Below are 23,240 nucleotides of genomic sequence, written 5' to 3'. Positions count from 1 at the left end.
CGGGCGACGAAGTCACCGGTAACGAAACCCGCGTGAAAGTCGTCAAAAACAAGGTGGCACCGCCGTTCCGGCAAGCTGAGTTCCAGATCCTTTACGGCAAAGGTATCTACCACGCGGGTGAGGTTATCGATCTTGGCGTGCAGTGCAGCCTAGTGGACAAAGCAGGCGCTTGGTACAGCTATAAAGGCAACAAGATCGGCCAGGGTAAAGCCAATGCGGCGCAGTACCTGGAAGAGCATCCTGAAATCATGAACGAGATTGAAACTCAGATTCGTGATCAGCTACTGGCCAAGGCGGAGCCGAAGAAGGAAGAAGCGCCTGCCGCTGATGTGGCTACAGATAGCGATGATGATCTGCTTTAAGCCGCTACCTCCATTGCATGTGCTAAGAGGGAAACTCGATGTTTTCCTCTAATGTGGATGCTTCTGCACGTGAAGTAGCGATTCAACTACTGGCTCGGCGCGAGTATTCTCGCGCCGAGCTGGCGCGTAAGTTACAGCAAAAAACTTTTGATGCCGATGAAATCTCTGCTTGCCTAGACGCCTTGGCCGAGCAGTCGCTGCAGTCCGATGCACGCTTTGCCGAGAGCTTTATACGCTCGCGTATTTCCAGAGGGCAGGGCCTAATTCGCATTAAAGGCGAGCTTCGCCAACGCGGGGTTGACCAGGAAACTCAGGCCGCCGCGTTGGCAGCAGTAGAAGAGCGTGAAGCGGTAGACTGGTTTGAGCTTGCTCGAGAAACGCTGGAAAGGCGTTTTTCCACTCCGGGTGATTCCCCCAAAGAGCGTGCCAAGCGCGAGCGTTTTTTAGCAGCGCGTGGGTTTGATTTTGAACAAATTCGCTATGCTCTTTCCTGTTTGTAGCCCCGCTCAGGGCTGTCTATAGCCCCGCTCAGGGCTGTCTATAACCCCGCTCAGGGCTGTTACTGCCCTAGCTTACAGCGGCTTTCTTCCTGTTTATTTCTTCTCTGTTTGGGCCGTCTGTTTTGGTTTTGCCACTAACTGCGGCTTTAGTCGTTTGACAACTGCGTTATAATGGTCCCTTTGCGACCCCAGCGGGTGGCGGCGACAGCGCCCTGGGGCATCACGCTTTCTTGTTACGGATACCCTATGAAAAGCGCAGAGATCAGACAGGCCTTTTTAACGTTTTTTGAAGAGCACGGCCACACGGCTGTTCCGTCTAGCTCGCTGGTGCCGGGCAACGACCCGACGCTGCTGTTCACTAATGCGGGCATGGTGCCTTTCAAAGATGTGTTTTTGGGTCGTGACCCTCGCCCCTACGTGCGTGCCACCTCTGCTCAGCGCTGTGTGCGTGCCGGCGGCAAACATAATGACTTGGACAACGTAGGTTACACTGCGCGCCACCACACCTTCTTCGAAATGCTGGGCAACTTCAGCTTTGGCGACTATTTCAAACGTGACGCCATCCGCTTTGCCTGGACATTTTTGACCGAAACCCTGGGGTTACCCAAAGAGAAACTCTGGGTCACCGTACATATCAGCGACGACGAAGCCGAGCGCATCTGGAAAGATGAGATCGGTATCGACCCCGAGCGTTTCTCCAAGCTGGACGAGGACAACTTCTGGCAAATGGGCGACACCGGCCCTTGCGGCCCCAGTTCTGAGATCTTTTTCGATCACGGCCCGGAAGTGTGGGGTGGTCCGCCCGGAAGCCCTGAAGAGGATGGCGACCGCTACATCGAGATATGGAACCTCGTCTTCATGCAGTTCGAGCGCGATGCCCAAGGCACCCTCAATCCACTGCCGAAGCCCTCTATCGATACCGGCATGGGGCTGGAGCGTGTGGCGGCTGTCATGCAGGGTGTGCACTCCAACTACGAAATTGATCTGTTCCAGAATCTTCTTAAGGCGGCAGCAGACGCCACGGGACATAGCGATACCACCGCGCCCTCGCTACGCGTCATCGCTGACCACATTCGCTCCTGTGCTTTCTTGATTGCCGACGGCGTACTGCCCTCCAATGAAGGCCGCGGCTACGTGCTGCGCCGGATTATTCGTCGCGCCATTCGCCACGGCCACAAGCTGGGCGCGGCCGAGCCGTTCTTCCACAAGCTGGTGAGTGCGCTGGATGCCGAAATGGGTGATGCCTACCCCGAGCTGCGTGAGGCCAGCGAGCAGATTGCTCGCGTGTTGCTGAAAGAGGAAGAGCAGTTTGCGCGGACGCTGGATCACGGTATGGGCTTGCTGAACGCGGCGCTCGAAGAGCTGCAAGGTGACGTGCTGCCCGGCGAAACCGTGTTCAAACTCTACGACACCTACGGCTTCCCGTTCGATTTGACTGCTGACGTGTGCCGAGAACGTGAAGTGACACTGGATGAAGCCGGTTTCCAGCGTGAACTCGAAGCTCAACGCGAACGCGCTCGTGCCGCCAGCCAGTTTGGCGCGGATTACACGGCCTCTATCGAACTGGACGGCGAAACCCAGTTTACCGGCTACGAGCGGCTGGAAGACCAAGCCACCGTGACCGCCATAGTGGACAGCGAAGGCAATGCTCTGGCGGCTCTGGAAGCGGGCCAGAAGGGCACCGTGGTGCTGGACCGCACGCCATTCTACGGCGAGTCCGGCGGCCAGGTGGGCGATACTGGCTACTTGCACGTCGATGGTGGTCGTTTTCAGGTGAACGATACCCAGAAACAGAGTGGCCACCACCTTCACCAGGGGGTAATGGTCGAAGGGAGTCTGAGTGTCGGCGCCAACGTACGCGGTGAAGTGGACGCCAGCCTGCGCAGCGCGACCATTCGTAACCACTCCGCGACCCACCTGCTGCACAAAGCACTGCGTATGGTGCTGGGCGATCACGTTCAGCAGAAGGGCTCGTTGGTCAACGCCGAGCGTCTGCGTTTTGACTTTAGCCACTTCGAACCGATGACCGCAGAGCAGCTTGCTGAGGTCGAGCGCATCGTCAACGAGCAAATCTTGGCCAACGCGCCGACCAAAATCGAGCAGATGAGCCTCGCCGATGCCAAGGCCAAAGGCGCGGCAGCACTGTTCGAAGCCAAATACGCTGATAACGTGCGCGTATTGACCATCGGTGCCGATGACTTCTCCATCGAGCTTTGCGGCGGTACCCACGTCAAGCGCAGTGGCGACATTGGCTGCTGCCACGTGGTCAGCGAAGTAGGTATTGCCTCGGGTGTGCGTCGTATTGAAGCGATTACCGGCGAAAACGCACTGGCGTATTTCCGTGAGCAAGAAGCCCGCGTTCAGCGGATTAGCGAACGCTTAAAAACCAAGCCAGAGCAAGTGGAAGCGCGTGTCGAATCGCTGGTGGAGCGCAACCGCAGCCTGGAAAAAGAGCTCGAGCAGCTCAAAGCGAAGCTGGCGAGCGCGGCGGGTAGCGATATGCTCAGCCAAGTGCAGGAAGTGGGCGGCGTGAAGCTGCTGGTAACTGAGTTGGATGGCGTGTCTGGTAAAGATCTGCGCGGCGTATTGGATCAGCTGAAAAACAAGCTAGGCTCTGGCGTGATTATGCTAGCCACTGCTGACAAGGCCGCTGGTAAAGTCAGCCTGATTGCTGGGGTCACTTCTGATTTAACTGGCCGTGTTAAAGCGGGCGAGCTGGTTAATCATGTGGCCTCCCAAGTGGGTGGCAAAGGGGGTGGGCGCCCTGATATGGCTCAAGCAGGCGGCAGTCAGCCCGATGCGCTGCCGGATGCGTTGAACAGTGTCCCGGCTTGGTTGGAAAACACACTTCGCTAAATAGAGAGGCCGGTGGCATTATTTGCTACCGGCCTTTTTGCTAGTTAGGAAAGCTGGCAACAATAATATTCACCCTCCATTCCCGAACGTAAAGGAAAAACGGCATATGGCACTATACGTACAGAAGTTCGGCGGCACTTCGGTGGGCTCTGTCGACCGTATCAAGGCCGTGGCGGAAAAAGTTAAAGGCTTTCGCGACCAGGGCCATCAGGTAGTGGTTGTTGTCTCCGCGATGAGCGGCGAGACCAACCGCCTGACCGAAATGGCCCATGCTCTGAACGAGGATCCCGCCCCGCGTGAAATGGATATGTTGCTCTCAACAGGGGAGCAGGTGACCATTTCCCTACTGGCCATGGCGCTACAGCAAATTGGCGTGTCGGCGACCTCGCACACGGGTGCCCAGGTAGGGATTCATACCGACAGCGCCTACACCAAGGCGCGTATTCAGCGTATTGAAACTGACGATCTCAAATCTGACCTGGATGCAGGGAAGGTCGTGGTGGTCGCTGGTTTCCAAGGCGTAGACGAAGACGGCAATATCACCACGCTGGGGCGTGGCGGCTCTGATACCACCGGCGTGGCGCTTGCTGCCGCCTTGGGGGCTGATGAGTGCCAAATCTATACCGACGTAGACGGTGTTTACACCACGGACCCCCGTGTATGTTCCAAAGCGCAGCGCCTTGAAAGCATCACCGTAGAAGAAATGCTCGAACTCGCTAGTTTGGGCTCCAAAGTGCTGCAAATTCGCGCTGTTGAATTCGCCGGTAAATACAACGTGCCGCTGCGGGTACTGTCTAGCTTTGAAGACGGCCCTGGCACCCTGATTGTTGCAGATTCAGACCAAGACGAGGATTCTATGGAAGAACCGCTAATCTCCGGTATCGCGTTTACCAAGAACGAAGCCAAACTCACCCTGCTGAATACGCCGGATGTACCTGGTGTGGCTTCACGTATTTTGGGGCCGATTGCCGACGCGAATATTGAAGTAGATATGATCGTCCAGAACGTTGCACCAGCTGGCGATTACACCGACTTCACCTTCACCGTGGCAAAAGGTGACTATAAAGCCACCAAAAAGCTGCTAGAAGAGACCGTTATTCCTGACCTGGGCGGCGGTGAGCTGCGCGGCGATGACAACATTGCCAAAGTGTCGCTGGTCGGCGTTGGCATGCGCTCTCATGCGGGTGTTGCCTCTAAAATGTTCCGCGTATTGGCCGATGAAAACGTTAATATCCGTATGGTCTCTACTTCAGAAATTAAAATTTCTGTCGTAATTGACGAAAAACATATGGAGCTTGCAGTTAACGCCTTACACAAAGCGTTTGGTCTCGATAAGTCCGATATCGAATCTGAATAACAATTGTGGCCTAAACCTTCTACGCTGAAGTTACTCGCTGCCGTGTGGTGGTGAGCTTTCTTTCAACGGGAGGGTAAGGTGTCATAGGGGCCAAAGCCTTTGGTGGCAGGCGTCACCATGCCGCATAATGGCATGGTGACGCCGCTGGCGGACACATCCCGTTGTATAAAACGTCTGAGAAGGAGATCAGCCATGCTCATCCTAACCCGCCGCGTTGGCGAAACGCTGATGATCGGTGATGAAATCACCGTCACAGTATTAGGTGTGAAAGGTAATCAAGTGCGCATTGGTGTGAACGCACCAAAAGATGTCGCGGTTCACCGTGAAGAGATCTATCAGCGCATTCAGCGTGAACGTAGTAGTGAAAGCGAAGCAGAATAAATGGCTGTCCGTGTTACGCTCATTAAAGGGCGTTTAAGCGGTGATTTTAGGCCGGCGCGAAAAAAAATCGGAATAAGGCTGGACACCAGCCATCAAAATCGGTAATATTCGCGCCGTGCCGTTGAGGAGAGGTGGCCGAGTGGCTGAAGGCGCTCCCCTGCTAAGGGAGTATAGGGTTTATAGCCCTATCGAGGGTTCGAATCCCTCTCTCTCCGCCAACTGCATGATGTAGCATCGTAATTTGATACGCGCCCGTAGCTCAGCTGGATAGAGTACCTGACTACGAATCAGGTGGTCGGAGGTTCGAATCCTCCCGGGCGCGCCAATTTGCAAAGCTAAGTGCTTGATGTTACACTGATTTCATTGCTTGAGGAATTAGGCAATGACTGAAAAGCGCCCGTAGCTCAGCTGGATAGAGTACCTGACTACGAATCAGGTGGTCGGAGGTTCGAATCCTCCCGGGCGCGCCAGATTTCAAAACCCGCTCTTTAATGAGAGCGGGTTTTCTGTTTTCTAGCCTGACTAACGTGGCTCGCGCGTTAGTCTTGCGATCGTGTAAAGCGCCCCCGCAACTTTGCGGAAGGGCGCTTTTTTTTGGCTCGTAGGAAATGAGGTGGGTCGAACCCGCGTATGGGTCGAAAAAAAGCGCCTCGATAGGCGCTTTGACTCAGCAGGTTCAACGGCGGCTGGTTCAGGCACTTCGCCCGGCTTAGGCGGGTTCGTAGGCGGCGAGGAGGCTTGCGCTAGGGGTGGTAAGGCTGCCGAGAAGTGCCTCCAAGTCGGTCAGGCGCTTCAGGCGCTGAAAGTGCTGGTCGGCTTCAGCGTTGCCTTGACGCATCTGGGCAAGCCACTGCTTCACCAGCGACACGACCACACGGTCAGGAAGGTGTTGACGCTGGAGCGCGGCGTACTCTTGCAGTACGCTGGCGCGCATTTCCCAAGTGGTTTCCGCCAAACGTTCGCCGGTTTGTTGCCAGTAGCGAATCCGAGGTGCCAGCCAGGGGTCAGCCAGCGCGCTGCGTCCGAGCATCACATCGCAGCAGCCGGAGAGTGTGCGTGCCTTCCAGTAATCCTCAAGCGTCCAGATATCGCCATTGGCCACCACAGGGATCGAGACGTGGTGGCGTACTTTGCCAATCCACTCCCAGTGAGCGGGTGGGCGATATCCCTCGTCCCGTGTCCGGCCATGTACGACCAAGCGCGCTGCGCCGCCTGCTTCCGTCGCCTGCGCACAGGCCACCGCCAAGCGGCGATTGGCAAATCCCAGGCGAATCTTCGCGGTCACCGGAATTGCGCCGTCTAGCGCCTCTGCGACCGCTTTGACGGCCTGGTAGACGCGGTCTGGCTGGCGCAGTAGCGATGCGCCGCCGTCGTGGCGGTTCACCAGTTTGGCTGGGCAGCCAAAGTTGAGATCCACGCTAATGGCTCCAAGGGCTAGCGCCTGGCGGGCATTTTCGGCTAGTGTCCTAGGGTCGGAGCCGAGTAGCTGCAGATGGACGGGTACGCCGCTAGGCGTCGCTACCGGGCGGCCGGTGAGTTCGGGGCAGTGTTTGTAAAACACCCGTGGGGGAAGGCGGGTATCCACTACCCTGACAAACTCCGTCACCGTCCAGTCGAAACCGGCCTGGCGAGTCAGTAGATCGCGGGTGAGCGCATCAATAACGCCTTCCATCGGTGCAAGACCGATCTTGCCTTTATGTAGTAAATTAACAACCATGACTTCCACTATGGCGCGATTGCATTCTATCCTGAATGTGGCAGGTTAGTGTATTACCCTTATTGCGCCAAGCGCCGTTAGAGGCGTTTGGCGTGCCAATAACCCTATAAAACAAGGAGAGCACGCTATGCAGGGGTCGGAGTTACTCCAAGAGGGGCTCGCTCTAATGGGCCTTGGTATGGGCTTTGTTTTTGTTTTTCTTACTATTTTGGTCATTAGCGTTACGCTGATGTCGAAGTTGATTGACCGCTTTCAGCCTGCTCCAGTGGCAGCGCCAGCGGGTCGAAATAGTGCAAAAACACCCGCCAGTAACGGCCAAAATGACGAAGTTGCCGCGGTGATCAGTGCTGCAGTGCATCGTTACCGCTCGTCCCGCCGTCCGTAAGACGCACGCTTTTGTGTGTTTATTTCGCTCTGATGGCTATTTTTTTGTTAAATTTACTACAAATCCATAACGCTAAACTGTGAGCCACGACCATGAATGAAACAAAACGTCCTCTGGGAATCACTGATGTTGTCCTGCGCGATGCGCACCAATCGCTGTTTGCTACGCGCCTACGCTTGGATGACATGCTGCCCATCGCCGAAAAGCTGGATAAAGTCGGCTACTGGTCTCTGGAAACCTGGGGCGGTGCCACTTTCGATGCGTGTATCCGTTATTTAGGAGAGGACCCGTGGGAGCGTATTCGTGCCCTTAAAGAGGCGATGCCGAACACACCTCAGGCAATGCTGCTGCGCGGCCAAAACCTGCTGGGCTACCGCCACTACGCCGATGACGTAGTTGATAAATTCGTCGAGCGCGCTAAAACCAACGGCGTTGACGTGTTCCGCGTGTTTGACGCCATGAACGACCCGCGCAACCTGGAGCGCGCCATCAAAGCGGTTCGCCAAGTCGGTGGCCATGCACAGGGCACCATTTCCTACACGGTGAGTCCGGTACATACCCTGGATAGCTGGGTAGATCTTGCCAAAACCATTGCTGCAATGGGCGCAGATTCTCTGGCTATCAAGGATATGGCTGGGCTACTCACGCCGTATACCGCTTACGATTTGGTCTCACGGCTGAAAAAAGAGCTCTCCATTCCAGTGCATTTGCACTGCCATGCGACGACCGGCTTATCCACGTCGACCATCCTGAAAGCGGTCGAAGCGGGGGTTGATAACGTCGATACGGCGATCTCCTCCATGTCGATGACCTATGGCCACAGTCCGACTGAATCCGTGGTTGCCATGCTCAAAGATACTGACCGCGACACTGGGCTAGACCTGGAGTTGCTGGAAGATATCGCGGGCTACTTCCGTGAAGTGCGCAAAAAGTACGCTTCTTTTGAAGGTTCGCTGCGCGGCATCGATTCGCGCATTCTGGTGGCCCAGGTCCCGGGCGGCATGCTCACCAACATGGAAAGCCAGCTAAAAGAGCAGGGCGCTGGCGACAAGCTGGATGACGTGCTGAGCGAAATCCCCCGCGTACGCGAAGACCTCGGCTTTATTCCGTTGGTGACGCCCACCTCACAGATTGTGGGTACTCAGGCGGTTATGAACGTCATGATGGGTGAGCGCTACAAGTCGATCTCTAAAGAAGTGCAGGCGCTGCTGAAGGGCGAATACGGCTCTGCCCCGGCACCCTTCAATGCCGAATTGCAAAAGCGTGTACTGGAAGGCGGCGAGCCGATTACTTGCCGCCCGGCAGATAACCTCTCTCCAGAAATGGACAAGCTCGCGGCCGAGCTGAAAGAGAAAGCCAGCGCCGATAGCATTCGCCTTGCCGAGGGCGAGCGGGAAGTGGATGACGTGCTGACCTATGCGCTGTTCCCGCAGATTGGCCTGAAATTCCTCAAAAACCGCGACAATAAAGACGCCTTTGAGCCTGCGCCCGAAGCGCCTCAGGCAGCCGCCCCAGCTAAGGCAGAGGCTCCCGCAGCAGCACCTGCGCCTGCCGGTGGTCCGGAAACCTACACCGTGAAGCTCAACGGTAAGGCTTACGTGGTCGAGGTGTCGGAAGGTGGCGAGATTGGCGATATTCAGGAGCAGCCTGCTGCACAGTCTGAGGCCGCCGCCCCAGCGCCCAGCGGTGAAAGCATCGATGCGCCGCTGGCCGGTAACATCTTCAAGGTGAATGTACGCCCAGGCGACCAAGTGGCCGAAGGCGATGTGGTGATTATCCTGGAAGCCATGAAGATGGAAACCGAAGTGCGTGCCAGCAGTGCCGGTACGGTATCGAAAGTCAACGTCAGCGAAGGCGATAGCGTCGCTGTTGGCGATGCACTGATTGAGCTTTAAGGGCAACTCGGGAATGGATAAATTAATTACCTTATGGGAAGGCTCCGGGCTCTATAATCTGGAGCTGGGCCAAGCGGTTATGATCCTGGTAGGGCTTGGGTTGCTCTACCTGGCGATCTACAAGAAGTTTGAGCCCCTGCTGCTGGTGCCAATCGGGTTTGGCGGTATTCTTGCCAATATTCCTGAGGCAGGCTTGGCGATTTCAGCGCTGGATCAAGCGATTGAAGTCGCCAAGCCCGCCGTGCTGCAGCAAATGGCTACAGCGTTGGGCGCGACGCTAGATCCGCTGACTGGGGTAGAGGGTTGGCGCGAGACGCTGAAAGCGATTGCCCATGATTCGGCGGCGCCGGATCAGCTGCGCGCCGCGAAAGATATTGCAGTGAGCGTCGGCTACAGCGACGGCATGCTGTATAACTTCTACAAGGTTGCCATTGGTTCTGGTATCGCGCCGCTACTGATCTTCATGGGCGTAGGGGCGATGACCGATTTTGGCCCGCTGCTGGCCAATCCGCGTACGCTGTTTTTAGGGGCGGCGGCGCAGTTCGGTATCTTTGCCACGCTGTTTGGGGCGGTGCTGCTGACCTCCATGGGCATCATGGATTTCTCGCTCAATCAGGCGGCAGCGATTGGTATTATCGGCGGGGCAGATGGCCCGACCTCTATCTATGTGTCCAGCGTACTTGCGCCGGAGCTGCTGGGGGCGATTGCCGTGGCGGCCTATGCCTATATGGCGCTGGTGCCATTGATCCAACCGCCGATCATGCGTCTGCTGACCACTGAAAAAGAGCGCAAGATCACCATGACGCAGCTGCGTCCGGTCTCCAAGCTCGAAAAAGTGGTCTTCCCGCTGATGCTGTTGATCGCTGTGGCGCTGTTTCTACCGGACGCGGCACCTCTGCTAGGCATGTTCTGCTTTGGTAACCTGATGCGCGAGTGCGGTGTGGTTGAGCGCCTTTCCGATACCGCGCAAAACGCGCTGATCAATATCGTGACGATCATCCTCGGGCTCTCTGTGGGCTCGAAACTGATGGCCGATAGCTTCCTGGCGTTTGAAACCCTGGGTATTCTGGGACTGGGGATCGTAGCCTTCGGCATCGGCACCGCCGCTGGCGTATTGATGGCCAAGCTGATGAACCTAGTCAGCAAAATGCCCATCAACCCGCTGATTGGCGCGGCGGGTGTGTCTGCCGTGCCGATGGCGGCGCGTGTGGCGAATAAGGTGGGTCTGGAAGCGAACCCGCATAACTTCCTACTGATGCACGCCATGGGGCCGAACGTTGCTGGGGTCATTGGTTCGGCAGTGGCTGCCGGTGTGATGATCAAGTACCTGGGCTAAGCGGCTAGTTAGACAGCACGTCTGCCGCTATAGAACGCGGCTTACCGAGCAAGCGCTCGTGTAAGCCGCGTTTTTTTATGTTCGCTGTAGCTCAATGGATGTTTTAAGGCGGTTTTCCAGTCCGCTGATATCCAGCTCGACATCGCGTGGCCAGCCAATGGTTAAGCTCACTCCGTTGCCATCGTACTCCGCCTGTTGCACGGGCAGTGCCTGCTCGTCGCACCAAGCGCGGGCTTGCGCTTCGTGGGCGAAGCGGACCTTTAATAAATAGCTATCCCGCTCGACGACTTCCCGGGTGGGCAGCGTTTCCAGCCCGGCATTGACCGCCTGCGCATAAGCGCGTGCCAAACCTCCGGTACCTAACTTGGTGCCGCCAAAGTAGCGAATCACCACGCAACCAATTTCGCCAATCTGGCTGCCCTGCAACGCCTGGAACATCGGACGGCCTGCGGTTCCGCCGGGCTCGCCGTCGTCGGAAAAGCCAATATGCGTTTGCTCTCCAGGAGGTCCGGCGATAAACGCAGTGCAGTGATGGCTGGCATTCGGGTGGGCAGCTTTGGCCGCTTGAAGCAGCGCGTCGAAGGCGTCGGTGGTAGGAGCGTGGCACACCCAGGCCAAGAACTGACTCTTTTCAACGTCAATCTCGGCGGTGTGCCATGTCTCAGGGGCTAAATCAGGGACTCGATAGCGCAAATAGTACTCCCAGCAGGGTGGATAACGTTAATGGTGCCGGGTTTCCGTTGCGTGGTGGGCTACGCCCATTACCATGCCCAGCACCTGGATATCACAATTATGCAGGAAGACTTCGGACATCGCTGCATCTTCGGGCCATAAATGAATGCCTAAACGGCTGATAGAGAGCTGCTTCAGCGCCACTTCCCGCTGGTTAATCGTTGCTACGACGGTTTCTTGATGAGCGTCGTGCTGGTGGCGATGAATGATGATGACATCGCCGTCGAAGAGGTTGCAGTCGCGCATGCGATCGCCGCGAATACGCAGGGCGTAGGTGTTGCGACGTGTGACGCGAGGGGGTGTGCACGCTTGGCGCGCATGTGATGAGGCGCTGCGAGACGCTAGTGGGGTAGGCGTCGATGGCGCTACCGGTTGAGACAGCGTCTGAGAGGGTACGTAAGAAGGTACGTGAGACGTTACCTGAGGGGATAGGCAAATCGTCATAGTGTGTTCTCCCATGCAGCGCCCGTTGCCAAGGCGTTTGATTGAGTCGATAGCTGTAGTTTTATTCTGTGGTGTCTATTTATACAGTTGTTACAGTATAAGCCTGTTTTTGCATACAGTGCTAGTGCTGTCTCACACCTGGGTTTCTTACGCGGAAATTGAGACAGGTCACGCTGCGACCCAAGACCGCAGAGCGTGACTGGCGAGAAAGGGCCTTTCCGTGTAGAGTTCGACCCAAAATCAACGTGCCTGGAGTGTCTTTTGAGCCTGTGCCTGCAAGCCCGACAATTGGCCTGTGAACGCGACGACCGTTGGCTGTTTGAAGGGCTCGATCTCGATATCCAAAGCGGTGAGATCGTGCGCATTGAAGGCCCCAACGGCAGCGGCAAGACAACGCTGCTGAAAATACTCTCCGGGCAATTAACCGATTACCGTGGCGAGCTTTACTGGAATGGCGAACCCATGCGCCAAGCCCGTGAACATTTTCTCGCCAATTTACTCTATTTAGGTCATGCCCCAGGCGTGAAAGCAGGCCTGTCACCGCTGGAAAATCTAGCTTGGTATCAGGCGCTTAGCGGAGAAAAGGGCAGCGAGCCTGCACGTGAGGCAGCGTTGGCTGCCGTTGGGTTGGCGGGGTTTGAAGATGTTCCTGCCGGCCAGCTTTCCGCCGGGCAGCAGCGGCGCGTGGCGCTGGCACGCCTGACCCTGACCCAGCGGGCGCTGTGGGTGCTCGACGAGCCTTTCACCGCGATTGATCGCCAAGGGGTGGCGGCGTTAGAGGCGCAGCTGGTGGCGCATGCGCAGTCTGGCGGCTGCGTTCTGGTCACTACTCACCACGCGTTGACCGAGTCACCTGTGCTTAGGCGCATTCAGCTGGGGTAAGAAGGAGACAGCGTTGCAACGTTCACACGCTCAACTGAGCACCCCAGAGGTGGCTATCCATGCTCCCCAGGGCGGTCTGCTGGTGGCCATAAAGGCAACCCTCAAACGCGACCTCACCCTGATGCTGCGCCGTCGTGGCGAAGTGCTCAATCCGCTGGTGTTCTTTGCGCTGGTGATTACCCTGTTTCCCATTGGTATTTCACCGGATCCAGAGCTGTTGGCAAGCATTGCGCCAGGGCTTTTATGGGTGGCCGCACTGCTCGCGGCACTGCTTTCGCTGGATAGCCTGTTTCGCAGCGACTACGACGATGGCAGCCTGGAACAACTATTACTGGCACCCCAGCCGCTGGCGGCGCTGGGGTTGGCAAAAGTGGCGGTACATTGGTTGCTGACGGGGCTGCCGCTGGCACTGATGGCACCGCTGCTGGGCATCATGCTGTCGCTTCCAGCGGGAAGCTACGCCGTGCTAGCGCTGTCGTTGGCACTCGGTACGGCCAGCTTGAGCTTAATTGGGGCGATCGGAGCGGCGCTAACAGTAGGGCTGGCCCGTGGCGGTGTGCTGCTCTCGCTGCTGGTGCTGCCGCTCTATATACCAGTACTAATTTTCGGCGCAGGTGCCGTACAAGCCGCTATTTTTGGCGAGGGTATTGCCGCGCATCTGGCGATTTTAGGCGCACTGTTAGCGCTGGCGCTGATGTTGGCTCCCTGGGCCATTGCGGCATCGCTGCGCATCAGCATTAACGGTTAGAGGACGGGAACACCATGTGGGCCTTTATCAACAAACTAAGATCACCCAAGTGGTTCTATGCCATTAGCGCCAAGCTGCAGCCACTTTTTTGGGTGGCGGCGACGCTACTGCTGCTGGTAGGCACCGTCTGGGGGTTGGCCTTTGCGCCTGCGGACTATCAACAGGGCAATAGTTTTCGCATCATTTATGTCCACGTACCCGCCGCATTCCTAGCCCAATCCATCTTTGTCTCCATGGCGGTCTCCGGGCTGGTATTCATGGTCTGGAAGATCAAAGTGGCGGATATGGTCGCCACCGTGATGGCCCCGCTGGGTGCCGCGATGACCTTCGTAGCGCTTTTTTCGGGCGCAGTATGGGGCGTGCCCACCTGGGGAACCTGGTGGATGTGGGATGCACGGCTTACCTCCATGCTGATTCTGCTGTTTCTCTACCTGGGCGTAATTGCCTTGCGCGGTGCGTTTAGCAGCCGCGATAGCGGCTCCCGTGCCGCGTCTGTGCTAGCGATGGTTGGCGTGATCAATATTCCGATTATTAAGTACTCAGTGGATTGGTGGTACACCCTTCACCAGCCCGCCACCTTTACGATTACAGGGCGCTCTGCCATGACCATGGACATGTGGGCACCGCTGCTGATCATGGTATTGGGCTTTTACAGCTTTTTTATTGCCCTCACGCTGATGCGCACGCGTAGCGAAATTCTGCGTCGTGAAGCCAATAAGCGCTGGGTGCGCGAGCTTGCCGAGGAGACGAACTAATGGCCTTTTCCTCGCTAAACGAATTTTTTGCCATGGGCGGTCACGCGGTCTACGTGTGGGCTGCCTGGGGAGTTACTGCGCTGTTGATGCTAATGATCGTGTGGCACGCACGTCAGGAGCGCCGCCAGCTACTCAACGTGGTAAAGCGCCGGGCGCGTCGTGAAAATGCCCAGCGCAACGCTCAGCCATCGCACGCGCAGCCCCTGCAAGAGCCAGTTAACTCTGCTCAGAAGGACGTTCACTATGACGCCTAAACGTAAACAGAAGCTGTTTGTTATCTTAGGGCTATTGTCGCTCACCGCCATTGCGGTGGGGCTCACCCTGTATGCGCTGCGCGCCAACATCAATCTGTTTTTCAGCCCGGTACAAATTGCCCAAGGCGATGCCCCCATGGAGCGCCAAATTCGCGCGGGGGGCATGGTCAAAGAGGGCTCTGTGTCCCGCGACCCGGAAAGCCTCGATGTTGAGTTCGTAGTGACTGACTACGTGGATGATCTAGAGGTCTACTACAGCGGTATTCTGCCGGACCTATTCCGTGAAGGGCAGGGCGTGGTGGTGGTCGGCGAACTGCAGGCCGATGGCCGACTCTACGCCGATAAGGTGTTGGCACGCCACGATGAAAACTACATGCCGCCCGAAGTGGCGCAGGCACTGGAAGAAGCAGGCTACTCCCCGGCCGACTTTCAAGCGAAAGCTGCCGAAGTGGGCAAGCGCCTAGAGCAGGAAGGCTCCCCAGAAGGAAGCGACTATTGACGACTGCACGCACGCTGTGCAATAAAGCCTGATGCTAATTCGGAGCACCCATGTTGATTAAGATCATTCCTGAAATCGGCCACTTTGCCCTGGTTATCGCGCTACTCATGGCGGTGGTTCAGGCGGTGATGCCGCTTGCCGGGGCTGCCACGCGTCGCCCGCTGTGGATGGCCTATGGTCGTCCCATGGCCATCGGCCAATTCCTGTTTGTGACCATTGCCTACCTCTGCTTGACCGCCAGCTACATGCTGGACGATTTCAGCGTGGCTAATGTCGCTAACAACTCCAACTCTCTGCTGCCCTGGTACTACAAATTCAGCGCCGTGTGGGGTAACCATGAAGGCTCGGTGCTGCTATGGAGCTTGATGCTGGCGGGTTGGGGATTCGCGGCATCGGTCTTCTCGGGCGACTTGCCCCGCGACATGGTGGCCAGGGTGCAGGGCATCATGGGCATGGTGTGTGTGGGCTTCTTGCTCTTCATTTTGATGACCTCCAACCCCTTTGAACGCCTGCTGCCCAACATGCCGCAGGATGGCGCGGACCTGAATCCGCTGTTGCAGGATTTTGGCCTAGTGGTTCACCCGCCGATGCTCTACATGGGCTACGTGGGCTTCTCGGTGGTGTTTGCGTTTGCCATTGCGGCGCTGCTGGGTGGCCGATTGGATGCAGCCTGGACACGCTGGGCGCGGCCCTGGACCAATTTAGCCTGGGCGTTTCTGACCGTGGGTATTGCACTGGGCAGTTGGTGGGCTTACTACGAGCTTGGCTGGGGCGGCTGGTGGTTCTGGGATCCGGTTGAAAACGCCTCACTGCTGCCTTGGCTAACAGGCACTGCGCTGATGCATTCGCTGGCGGTGACCGAGAAGCGTGGCTCGTTCAAGAGCTGGACCGTACTGCTGGCCATCTCGACTTTCTCGCTCTCCTTGCTGGGTGCGTTCCTGGTACGTTCGGGCGTGCTCACCTCGGTCCATGCCTTTGCCAACGACCCCTCCCGTGGCTTCTTCATTTTGATGCTGCTGGCGATTACCGTCACGCTATCGCTGCTAGTGTTTGCCCTGCGTGCGCCGCGGGTGAGCCATAAGGTCGGTTTTAACTGGCTCTCGCGGGATTCGCTGCTGCTGATCAACAACATCATTTTGGTCATCATGACCGTCACGGTGCTCTTGGGCACGGTGTACCCGCTGATTCTGGATTCTCTGGGGTTGGGTAAAATCAGCGTAGGCCCGCCTTACTTCAATGCGCTGTTCGTACCGCTCACCGTGGTGATGTGTGTCTTCATGGGCTTGGGGCCGGTGGCGCGTTGGAAAAGCATGAGTGGCCGTGAGCTGTGGCGCAAGCTAGGTCTCGCGGCGGCAGCTGCCATCGTGCTGGGTGTGGCCATGCCGTTGGTCTACGGCGGCGAATGGAACCTGTGGGTGTCGCTGGGCATTATTTCTGCGCTGTGGATCGTCTTGCCGATGGTGCGCGACCTGTTCGACAAGACCCGTCACGCCAGCTCGTTTGTCGCCGGGCTGCGCAAGCTCTCGCTCTCTTATTGGGGAATGGTGCTGGGCCACGTGGGCATTGCGGTGACCATCGTGGGCGTTGCCGTCGTTTCGAACTACAACATCGAACGCAACGTGCGCATGTCGCCGGGCACCACCGTGGAAGTGGCGGGCTATCAGTTCACCATGACGGAACTCACCAACCGACGTGGCCCCAACTTCCTGGCCGATACTTCGATCATTCAGGTACAGCGCGGGGACGAGGGACGCAGCTTCGTGATGCGCCCCGAGAAGCGCCTTTACCTCGCCACCGGCATGCCCATGACCCAAGTTGCGCTGCGCCCTGGTTTGTTCCGCGACCTCTATGTGGCCATGGGTGAAGACCTGGGCGACGGCAGCTATGCCATGCGCGTCCAGTACAAGCCGTTTGTGCGCTGGCTGTGGTTAGGCGGCCTGCTCATGGCCTTCGGCGGCATCTTGGCCGTAGCGGATAAGCGCTACCGCCGCGCAGCCGCGCGCCAACCTGCATCCTCACGTATTGATCAATCTCCGTCACAGGAGGCCACGGTATGACACGCCGCCTGCTGTTGCTTCTTTTACCCATCGGTTTTGTGGGCATCGCGCTGTTTCTCTATCAAGGGCTGGGGCGCGACCCTTCACAGCGAGACTCAGCGCTGATGGCGCGGGATTTTCCTGCGTTCGAAGCCTCCACGTTGCGGGATGCCAACCGTCAGGTGGATCAATCGCTGCTGACAGGGGAGGTCACGCTCGTCAACGTATGGGGCGAATGGTGTCCCGCCTGCAAGCAGGAAATGCCGCAGCTGTTAGAACTCGCTGATAACGGCATCCGTATGGTGGGCATCAACTACCGAGATACCCGCGAGAAAGGCTTAGAGTTTTTAAGCGAGTTTGGCGACCCCTTTGAAGTGAATGTTTTCGACCCTGAAGGCAGCCTGGGCTTTGATCTTGGCGTTTACGGCGCACCGGAAACGTTCTTGGTGGATGCCGATGGAGTGATTCGCTACCACCATAAAGGCTACGTGTCACCTGAAGACGTTCGTGAACGCATCCTGCCGGAGGTAGAAAAATGGCGTTAATGCGTGGGATCTTCGCCGTGATGCTGCTGGCACTGGCGGGCAGTGTCGTGGCGGCAGGCATTGAAGTTCGCGAGTTCGACGACCCGGTGATGGAGCAGCGCTACCGTGATCTGACCTCCTCCATGCGCTGCCCGCTATGCGAAAACCAGGCGATCGATGACTCGGACGCGCCGATCTCTGGTGATATGCGCGAGCGGGTCTATCAGCTGCTTCAAGACGGTCAGTCGGATATCGAAATCATCAACCACATGGTGCAGCGCTTTGGGGAGTACATCCTCTACAACCCGCGCCTGGAAAACCGCACCTACCTGCTGTGGGGGCTACCCATTGGGTTGGTGGTGCTAGGCATGCTGGTCGTCGTGCTGATGGTACGCGCCCGCCGCAATGCATCTGCGAAAGCGTTGAGCGCAGAAGAACGCGCCCGCTTGGATGCCCTGATTAACCGCGAGAGGTCTTCATGACACCGCTCTGGATAGCGATTGCCTTACTGTTACTGCCCGCGCTGTGGCTATTAGTTGCCCCCATGCGCGGTGCCCGCGTTCTGCGCGACCAGCTAGATCACTTTGAAGCCAACGATACGTCTGCCGAGCAGAACGTGGCGATTTTCCAGCGGCGCATGGCGTCCCTGGAAGCGGCACGCGAGCGTGGCGACATCGACGACGCTCGTTTTAATGAAGATCGCCTAGAGCTAGAGCGCAGCCTGCTGGAAGACACTGCCACTCGGGCCAAGCGGCCACTGAAAGCTGCGAGCGCTGGACGGCTGGTGGTGCCGCTGGTCATGGTAGCGGTGGTGGGTGCCAGTACGTTTTGGTATCAGCAAAACGGTGCCGAAGGAGACCTGACGCTCTACGCGATTCAAGAAGAGATCAGAAACGACCCGGAAGGCTCGTTGATGATGTTCCTGGAGCGCATGGAGGCCGAAGCCGAGCGCCAGCCTAACAACCCCAACGTGTGGAGCTCGCTGTTTCCACTCTACCGGGATACCGGTCAGCCTGACAAAGCAGTCGATGCGCTGGAGCGCTTGATCGCCATCGAAGGGCGCATTCCGCCGCTGCTCGCTCAGTTGGCGCAGCTCCGCTTCTTCATGGCCGAGCGGGAGTTAACGCCCGAGGTACAGGCGCTGGTCGATGAAACGCTTGAACTAGACCCCCGTCAGCCCACCGTGTTGGGGCTTCTGGGCATTCACGCCTTCGATAACGGTGATTATGAAACGGCCGTCGACCGTTGGCGCCGTGCCGTTGCCAATATTTCAGACCCAGAGACGGCTGCTTCCCTGCGTGATGGTATCCGTGTGGCCCAAGAGCGCATGGGTGTCGCACCGGAGCCATCTGCCGCCGCTCAGGGCCAAGGCGTGCGGGTGAGCGTCTCGCTGGATGAGGCGCTGGCAGACCGTGTCAGCGACGATGCGACGGTGTTCATTACCGCACGGGACATCGACGGCGAGCTGCCGCCGCTGGCAGTGATCCGCGCACAGGTTGCCGATCTGCCGATGACCGTGGTGCTGGACGATACCGCCGCCATGTCGCCGCAAGCGCAAATCTCCCAGGTGCGTGAAGCACGCTTGGTGGTGCGTGTCTCAGAATCTGGGCAGGCCACGCCGCAGCCGGGCGACCTGTTTGGCGATTTGGAGAGCGTCAGCGTAGGTGCTATCAGCGAAGACGATGCGGCCAATGTCGTTATTAACCGTGTTTTTGAATAAAACCCACGAAAGCAACTTCTGCCAAGGGTCGCAATGCGCTTAACCTCTATTCGTCTCGTTGGGTTCAAGTCCTTTGTCGATCCGGTCACCGTGCCCTTCGATGGCAACATGACGGCCATCGTTGGGCCCAACGGCTGCGGTAAATCCAATATTATCGACGCCGTGCGCTGGGTGATGGGGGAGTCCTCCGCCAAAACCCTGCGCGGCGAATCCATGGCCGACGTTATCTTCAACGGCTCTACCGGGCGTAAGCCGGTAGGGCAGGCCTCTATCGAGCTGAAGTTCGATAACCGCGATGGCGGCATGGGCGGTTTATACGCCCAGTACTCAGAAATTGCCGTCAAACGCCTGGTGACCCGGGATGGCCAGTCCAACTACTTCTTCAACGGCCAGAAGTGCCGCCGCCGGGATATCGCCGACCTGTTCATGGGGACCGGCCTAGGCCCGCGCTCCTACGCCATTATCGGCCAGGGGATGATCTCGCGGCTGATCGAAGCGCGCCCGGATGACCTTCGCGCCACCCTCGAAGAAGCCGCGGGGATTTCCAAGTACAAAGAGCGCCGTCGGGAAACCGAAAACCGCATGCGGCGCACCCAGGAGAACCTGGAGCGCCTGGACGATATTCGCGAAGAGCTGGATAAACAGCTCGAACGCCTCAAGCGCCAAGCGGAAGCCGCCAAGCGTTACCAAGAGCTCAAACAGCAAGAGTATCGCTTAAAAGGCGAGTTGGCGCTGCTGCGCGGCCGAACCCTGCGGGCCGAACAGTCTCACCAAGAGAGCCGTGTCCGCGAGCTGGAAATTGCCGTCGAAAAAGACGTGTTTGGCGTGCGTCAGTGCGAAACCCGCCTGGAGCAGGCCCGCGAACAGCACGACGAGCTGGCCGACGTGTTGGACCGCCACCAGCAGCAGTTTTATGAAACCACCACGCGCATTGCCCGCTTAGAGCAGGACCAGGCCCACCGCCGCAGCCGCGAAGCGCAGTTGGCCAATGACATTGCCACCGCCCGACGGGATCTCGACGAGCAGCGCCAGGTCAGCGAGGGCGACCAGGAGCGGCTCGCGGTGATCGATGAGCGCTTTGAGGAGCTGCTGCCCGAGCATGAAGCGCTGGAAGAGCAGCTCGAATTGCTCGAGCAGACCCTGGCCGACGCAACGCCAGCGCTGGAAGCCGCTGAACAGCAGTGGGCCGACGCCGAAAACCGCTGGCGTGAGGCCAGCCGCGATGCCGACCGTAGCCAAGACCAACTGCGTGATTTAGAGCAGCGTATTGCCCGTTTGCAGGCTGAGGGGCAACGCCGCCGCCAGCAGCGCGGCGAGCTGGCCGACATGACTGCGCTACAAAACGAGCACGCCGAATACCAAGCCCGCCTGGAAGAAGCCGACCAACGTGCCGACGCCTTCCAAGTGGAGCGTGAGCAGTGGCAGCAGCGCTACAGCGATGCCAAAAGCGCCTACCAGCAAGCGGTAACCTGCCGCGACGAGCAACGCGCTGCGCTTAGCCAGCAGCAGGGTGAACTTGCTTCGCTGCAGGCGCTGATGGATGCCGCCCTGGCCGATCACGACCCTCAGCTAAGCGAAACACTTGCCGCTCATGGCCTTGCTGATGCCCCCCGCTTGGGTGAAGCCATTTCGGTTAGCCAAGGCTGGGAGCGGGTTATTTCCTGGCTACTCGCCCCTTGGTTAAACGCCCGACTGGTAGCCGCCCATCAGCTAAACGCACTGCCCGAAGCGCTGGCGACGGAGTGGTGCTTGATTGATCAAGCGCCGCCTTCCACAGCCACGGCGGGCGCAGGCCATCGCCTCAGCGATTTGGTGAAAGGCGCGGGCGCGCTGACGGAGTGGTTGGCGAGTATTCACTATGTTGATACTGCTGACGCGGCGGAAGCGTTGTTGCCTACGCTTGCTCCCGGTGAGAGTGTGGTTAGCCAAGACGGCGTATGGCGCGGTCGCGGTTGGCTGCATCAGCAATCCAATGGCGAAGGCGTCGATGCGCTACTGGTCACTCGTCGCCGCTATGAGGAGCTGGCCGCAGAGCGTGAGCGGGCGGAAGAGGCGCTGGCGCTCTTGGATGAACAGTGCGAAGCCGCCAACGAGACGATTGAAACGTTAGAACTGACCCGTGAGCAGCAGGCGGAGCAGGAGCGTGACCATGCGGCCACCCGCCAACAACTAGCGGTGCAAGAGCAGCGGCTTGCCCAACGCCTTGAGCATCTCTCCAGTCGCGCCACGGAGCTGGACGACGAACTGGCCCAGCTGCAAGAAGATGAGGCGGAGTTAACGCTTACTTTAGAAGAGCAGCGCGCTCGTTGGCACACGGCCATGGAGCAACTGGAAACCGCCGCAGAAGCCCGCGAAACCAGCGCCGAACAGCGCCACCGCCAGCGTGAGCAGCGTGAGCAGCTCAATCAACAGCATGCCCCGCTCAAAGCGCGTCAGCAGGCGCTGGCCCTGGAGCGTGAGCGCTTAAAAGCCGAGCGCGACAGCCTGCGCGCGCAGCAGTCCCGCTCAAGCGATACCGAAGAGCGCCTCTCACTGCGTATTGCCGAGCTGGAAGAGTCCCGTGAAATGCTGGTCGAGCCCGACGAGCTGGCCGCTGAGGAGCTCGAAGAGCTGCTCCACCAGCGCGAACAGCAGGAACGACGGCTCAATGAAACGCGCCAACAGGCCCAGGCGCTGGCCGAGCAGCTGCGCAACGATGAGTTAGCCCGCCAGCAGCACGAGCGCAATCTTGAACAGAGTCGCGAACAGCTCCAGCAGCGCCGCATGGACGTGCAGGCACTAGCGCTCAAAGCAGCGACCCAGGATGAGCAGTTAGCAGAACTAGGCCACGATGCCGATGCGCTCGCCAGCACGCTGCCCAGCGATGCCAGCGAACCTGCGTGGCAAGAGCGTTTGGAAAGTACCTCGGAAAAAATCCGCCGCCTGGGGGCGATCAACCTTGCGGCCATCGAGGAGTACGATCAGCAGGCCGAGCGGCGTAATTACCTAGAAGCCCAGCATGCCGAGCTCACCGAAGCACTGGAAACGCTGGAGCGGGCGATCAAGCGGATCGATCAAGAAACCCGCGTCCGTTTCCGGGAGACGTTCGATCAGGTCAATAACGGTCTGCAAACGCTCTTTCCCCGTGTGTTTGGCGGTGGGGCGGCGTGGCTGACGCTGACCGGTGATGACCTGTTGGAAACCGGCGTGGCCATCATGGCCCGACCGCCGGGTAAGAAGAACAGCACGATTCACCTGCTATCCGGTGGGGAAAAAGCCCTAACTGCGCTGTCGCTGGTCTTTGCCATCTTCCAGCTTAACCCGGCCCCGTTCTGTATGCTGGATGAGGTCGACGCTCCGCTGGATGACGCCAACGTTGGCCGCTACGCCAAGCTGGTGAAAGAGATGTCCGAAAGTGTGCAGTTCATCTATATCACCCACAACAAGATTGCCATGGAAGCCGCCGAGCGCCTGATGGGGGTCACCATGCAAGAGCCCGGCGTTTCGCGTTTGGTTTCCGTGGGTATTGATGAGGCCGCTGAGTTGGTCGAATAGTGCGTGTGGCTCATGGCTGCGCCGTGTTGCGACTTCCCTAGAGTTTCCTTATTTGCCAAGGCGTGCCTGTCACCTGGGTGCGCCAGCGCAAGCGGATAGTAACGCCATGCCCACGAAATGCTTTGATAACAGCAAGTTGTTGAAAAAACGTGGTGTTGGCGGTGGGGTCGTCGCGGCCGTATAGGCTTAAGTCCCGCTTATCGCTTGCGAATCATTACCTGTTGTTAAAGCGCAATGCGTTCATAAGAAACTAGCGATAGTGAAAAACATTCACTAGCATAACGTTTAAATAGGGTGAACTGAGTGGGTAGCGGCCTCACACG

General features: G+C 58.2%; 20 protein-coding genes, 3 tRNA genes and 1 pseudogene. 21 read left to right on the top strand and 3 right to left on the bottom strand.

The annotated features are described in order from the left end of the window. From L1249_RS14720 to L1249_RS14685, 8 genes and pseudogenes are all read left to right on the top strand, one after another. Window positions 1-362, top strand: a pseudogene (locus L1249_RS14720) (recombinase RecA); the annotation flags it as partial. A 38-nt stretch (window positions 363-400) separates the two neighbouring features. After that, on the top strand, window positions 401-862 hold the full coding sequence (locus L1249_RS14715) for a regulatory protein RecX (RefSeq protein WP_044630005.1): 462 nt from the start codon (window positions 401-403) through the stop codon (window positions 860-862). A 246-nt stretch (window positions 863-1,108) separates the two neighbouring features. Next, the gene (gene alaS, locus L1249_RS14710; protein WP_044630004.1) at window positions 1,109-3,718 is read left to right on the top strand and encodes an alanine--tRNA ligase; all 2,610 of its coding nucleotides are present in this window, start codon (window positions 1,109-1,111) and stop codon (window positions 3,716-3,718) included. A gap of 106 nt (window positions 3,719-3,824) precedes the next feature. Beyond that, window positions 3,825-5,075 (top strand): aspartate kinase, encoded by a 1,251-nt coding sequence (locus tag L1249_RS14705; protein ID WP_044630003.1) that lies wholly within the window; start codon window positions 3,825-3,827, stop codon window positions 5,073-5,075. A 192-nt stretch (window positions 5,076-5,267) separates the two neighbouring features. Next, complete coding sequence (gene csrA / locus L1249_RS14700; protein ID WP_235253678.1) at window positions 5,268-5,456, top strand: carbon storage regulator CsrA; 189 nt, start codon at window positions 5,268-5,270, stop codon at window positions 5,454-5,456. 125 nt (window positions 5,457-5,581) lie between these two features. After that, a tRNA-Ser gene (locus L1249_RS14695) sits at window positions 5,582-5,674 on the top strand. A 30-nt stretch (window positions 5,675-5,704) separates the two neighbouring features. Continuing rightward, window positions 5,705-5,781, top strand: a tRNA-Arg gene (locus tag L1249_RS14690). Between the two features lie 68 nt (window positions 5,782-5,849). Continuing rightward, window positions 5,850-5,926: transfer RNA gene (locus L1249_RS14685), tRNA-Arg, on the top strand. 239 nt (window positions 5,927-6,165) lie between these two features. On the opposite strand, the gene L1249_RS14680 is transcribed toward L1249_RS14685, so the two are convergent. Continuing rightward, complete coding sequence (locus L1249_RS14680; RefSeq protein ID WP_230834675.1) at window positions 6,166-7,173, bottom strand: tRNA dihydrouridine synthase; 1,008 nt, start codon at window positions 7,171-7,173, stop codon at window positions 6,166-6,168. 127 nt (window positions 7,174-7,300) lie between these two features. On the opposite strand from L1249_RS14680, the gene L1249_RS14675 reads away from it, so the two are divergent. The 3 genes from L1249_RS14675 (at window position 7,301) to L1249_RS14665 (ending at window position 10,789) form a co-directional block, all read left to right on the top strand. Further along, window positions 7,301-7,558: an OadG family protein gene (locus L1249_RS14675; protein WP_044630001.1), complete on the top strand. Its 258-nt coding sequence runs from the start codon at window positions 7,301-7,303 to the stop codon at window positions 7,556-7,558. 92 nt (window positions 7,559-7,650) lie between these two features. Next, on the top strand, window positions 7,651-9,453 hold the full coding sequence (oadA, locus tag L1249_RS14670; protein ID WP_044630000.1) for a sodium-extruding oxaloacetate decarboxylase subunit alpha: 1,803 nt from the start codon (window positions 7,651-7,653) through the stop codon (window positions 9,451-9,453). Between the two features lie 13 nt (window positions 9,454-9,466). Then, window positions 9,467-10,789 carry a sodium ion-translocating decarboxylase subunit beta gene (locus tag L1249_RS14665; protein ID WP_044629999.1) on the top strand — a complete coding sequence of 441 codons (1,323 nt, stop codon included), beginning with the start codon at window positions 9,467-9,469 and terminating at the stop codon, window positions 10,787-10,789. A 75-nt stretch (window positions 10,790-10,864) separates the two neighbouring features. Here the strand turns inward: L1249_RS14665 and L1249_RS14660 are convergent, their stop codons facing one another. Beyond that, entirely contained in the window at window positions 10,865-11,482 is a 618-nt protein-coding gene (locus L1249_RS14660) for an IMPACT family protein (protein WP_235253677.1), read from the bottom strand. A gap of 27 nt (window positions 11,483-11,509) precedes the next feature. Next, window positions 11,510-11,965, bottom strand: coding sequence for a LexA family protein (locus L1249_RS14655; protein WP_228169011.1), 456 nt, complete (start codon window positions 11,963-11,965; stop codon window positions 11,510-11,512). Between the two features lie 261 nt (window positions 11,966-12,226). Between L1249_RS14655 and ccmA the strand changes: the two genes are divergently transcribed. Genes ccmA through smc form a run of 10 tightly spaced genes read left to right on the top strand, consistent with a single transcriptional unit; the run spans window position 12,227 to window position 22,917 of the window. Beyond that, window positions 12,227-12,847 (top strand): cytochrome c biogenesis heme-transporting ATPase CcmA, encoded by a 621-nt coding sequence (gene ccmA, locus L1249_RS14650; protein ID WP_044629996.1) that lies wholly within the window; start codon window positions 12,227-12,229, stop codon window positions 12,845-12,847. 13 nt (window positions 12,848-12,860) lie between these two features. Then, window positions 12,861-13,595, top strand: a complete 735-nt coding sequence (ccmB, locus tag L1249_RS14645) for a heme exporter protein CcmB (RefSeq protein WP_054641333.1) — start codon at window positions 12,861-12,863, stop codon at window positions 13,593-13,595. Between the two features lie 14 nt (window positions 13,596-13,609). Next, window positions 13,610-14,350: a heme ABC transporter permease gene (locus L1249_RS14640; protein WP_044629994.1), complete on the top strand. Its 741-nt coding sequence runs from the start codon at window positions 13,610-13,612 to the stop codon at window positions 14,348-14,350. Beyond that, window positions 14,350-14,604: a heme exporter protein CcmD gene (gene ccmD / locus L1249_RS14635; protein ID WP_153842159.1), complete on the top strand. Its 255-nt coding sequence runs from the start codon at window positions 14,350-14,352 to the stop codon at window positions 14,602-14,604. Before L1249_RS14640 ends, ccmD begins: the two co-directional genes overlap by 1 nt. Continuing rightward, the gene (ccmE, locus tag L1249_RS14630; protein WP_044629992.1) at window positions 14,594-15,103 is read left to right on the top strand and encodes a cytochrome c maturation protein CcmE; all 510 of its coding nucleotides are present in this window, start codon (window positions 14,594-14,596) and stop codon (window positions 15,101-15,103) included. Before ccmD ends, ccmE begins: the two co-directional genes overlap by 11 nt. Before the next feature lie 50 nt (window positions 15,104-15,153). Then, on the top strand, window positions 15,154-17,160 hold the full coding sequence (locus L1249_RS14625) for a heme lyase CcmF/NrfE family subunit (RefSeq protein ID WP_230834676.1): 2,007 nt from the start codon (window positions 15,154-15,156) through the stop codon (window positions 17,158-17,160). Then, complete coding sequence (locus tag L1249_RS14620; RefSeq protein WP_058579615.1) at window positions 17,157-17,684, top strand: DsbE family thiol:disulfide interchange protein; 528 nt, start codon at window positions 17,157-17,159, stop codon at window positions 17,682-17,684. Before L1249_RS14625 ends, L1249_RS14620 begins: the two co-directional genes overlap by 4 nt. Beyond that, the gene (locus L1249_RS14615; protein ID WP_054645166.1) at window positions 17,675-18,145 is read left to right on the top strand and encodes a cytochrome c-type biogenesis protein; all 471 of its coding nucleotides are present in this window, start codon (window positions 17,675-17,677) and stop codon (window positions 18,143-18,145) included. Before L1249_RS14620 ends, L1249_RS14615 begins: the two co-directional genes overlap by 10 nt. After that, complete coding sequence (gene ccmI, locus L1249_RS14610; protein ID WP_235253676.1) at window positions 18,142-19,383, top strand: c-type cytochrome biogenesis protein CcmI; 1,242 nt, start codon at window positions 18,142-18,144, stop codon at window positions 19,381-19,383. Before L1249_RS14615 ends, ccmI begins: the two co-directional genes overlap by 4 nt. 33 nt (window positions 19,384-19,416) lie before the next feature. Beyond that, the gene (gene smc / locus L1249_RS14605; RefSeq protein WP_062361574.1) at window positions 19,417-22,917 is read left to right on the top strand and encodes a chromosome segregation protein SMC; all 3,501 of its coding nucleotides are present in this window, start codon (window positions 19,417-19,419) and stop codon (window positions 22,915-22,917) included. Window positions 22,918-23,240: the final 323 nt, after the last annotated feature.

Source organism: Halomonas sp. Cn5-12, from assembly GCF_021532545.1.
GTDB classification, from domain to species: Bacteria; Pseudomonadota; Gammaproteobacteria; order Pseudomonadales; family Halomonadaceae; genus Vreelandella; species Vreelandella aquamarina.
This window is presented reverse-complemented; position numbering and strand designations above follow the sequence as displayed.

Excerpts from the sequence above, each read along its gene's own strand:
- L1249_RS14715 (WP_044630005.1), top strand. The coding sequence starts at position 401 with ATGTTTTCCTCTAATGTGGATGCTTCTGCACGTGAAGTAGCGATTCAA.
- alaS (WP_044630004.1), top strand. The coding sequence starts at position 1,109 with ATGAAAAGCGCAGAGATCAGACAGGCCTTTTTAACGTTTTTTGAAGAG.
- L1249_RS14705 (WP_044630003.1), top strand. The coding sequence starts at position 3,825 with ATGGCACTATACGTACAGAAGTTCGGCGGCACTTCGGTGGGCTCTGTC.
- csrA (WP_235253678.1), top strand. The coding sequence starts at position 5,268 with ATGCTCATCCTAACCCGCCGCGTTGGCGAAACGCTGATGATCGGTGAT.
- L1249_RS14680 (WP_230834675.1), bottom strand. The coding sequence starts at position 7,173 with ATGGTTGTTAATTTACTACATAAAGGCAAGATCGGTCTTGCACCGATG.
- L1249_RS14675 (WP_044630001.1), top strand. The coding sequence starts at position 7,301 with ATGCAGGGGTCGGAGTTACTCCAAGAGGGGCTCGCTCTAATGGGCCTT.
- oadA (WP_044630000.1), top strand. The coding sequence starts at position 7,651 with ATGAATGAAACAAAACGTCCTCTGGGAATCACTGATGTTGTCCTGCGC.
- L1249_RS14665 (WP_044629999.1), top strand. The coding sequence starts at position 9,467 with ATGGATAAATTAATTACCTTATGGGAAGGCTCCGGGCTCTATAATCTG.
- L1249_RS14655 (WP_228169011.1), bottom strand. The coding sequence starts at position 11,965 with ATGACGATTTGCCTATCCCCTCAGGTAACGTCTCACGTACCTTCTTAC.
- L1249_RS14640 (WP_044629994.1), top strand. The coding sequence starts at position 13,610 with ATGTGGGCCTTTATCAACAAACTAAGATCACCCAAGTGGTTCTATGCC.
- ccmD (WP_153842159.1), top strand. The coding sequence starts at position 14,350 with ATGGCCTTTTCCTCGCTAAACGAATTTTTTGCCATGGGCGGTCACGCG.
- ccmE (WP_044629992.1), top strand. The coding sequence starts at position 14,594 with ATGACGCCTAAACGTAAACAGAAGCTGTTTGTTATCTTAGGGCTATTG.
- L1249_RS14625 (WP_230834676.1), top strand. The coding sequence starts at position 15,154 with ATGTTGATTAAGATCATTCCTGAAATCGGCCACTTTGCCCTGGTTATC.
- L1249_RS14620 (WP_058579615.1), top strand. The coding sequence starts at position 17,157 with ATGACACGCCGCCTGCTGTTGCTTCTTTTACCCATCGGTTTTGTGGGC.
- L1249_RS14615 (WP_054645166.1), top strand. The coding sequence starts at position 17,675 with ATGGCGTTAATGCGTGGGATCTTCGCCGTGATGCTGCTGGCACTGGCG.
- ccmI (WP_235253676.1), top strand. The coding sequence starts at position 18,142 with ATGACACCGCTCTGGATAGCGATTGCCTTACTGTTACTGCCCGCGCTG.
- smc (WP_062361574.1), top strand. The coding sequence starts at position 19,417 with ATGCGCTTAACCTCTATTCGTCTCGTTGGGTTCAAGTCCTTTGTCGAT.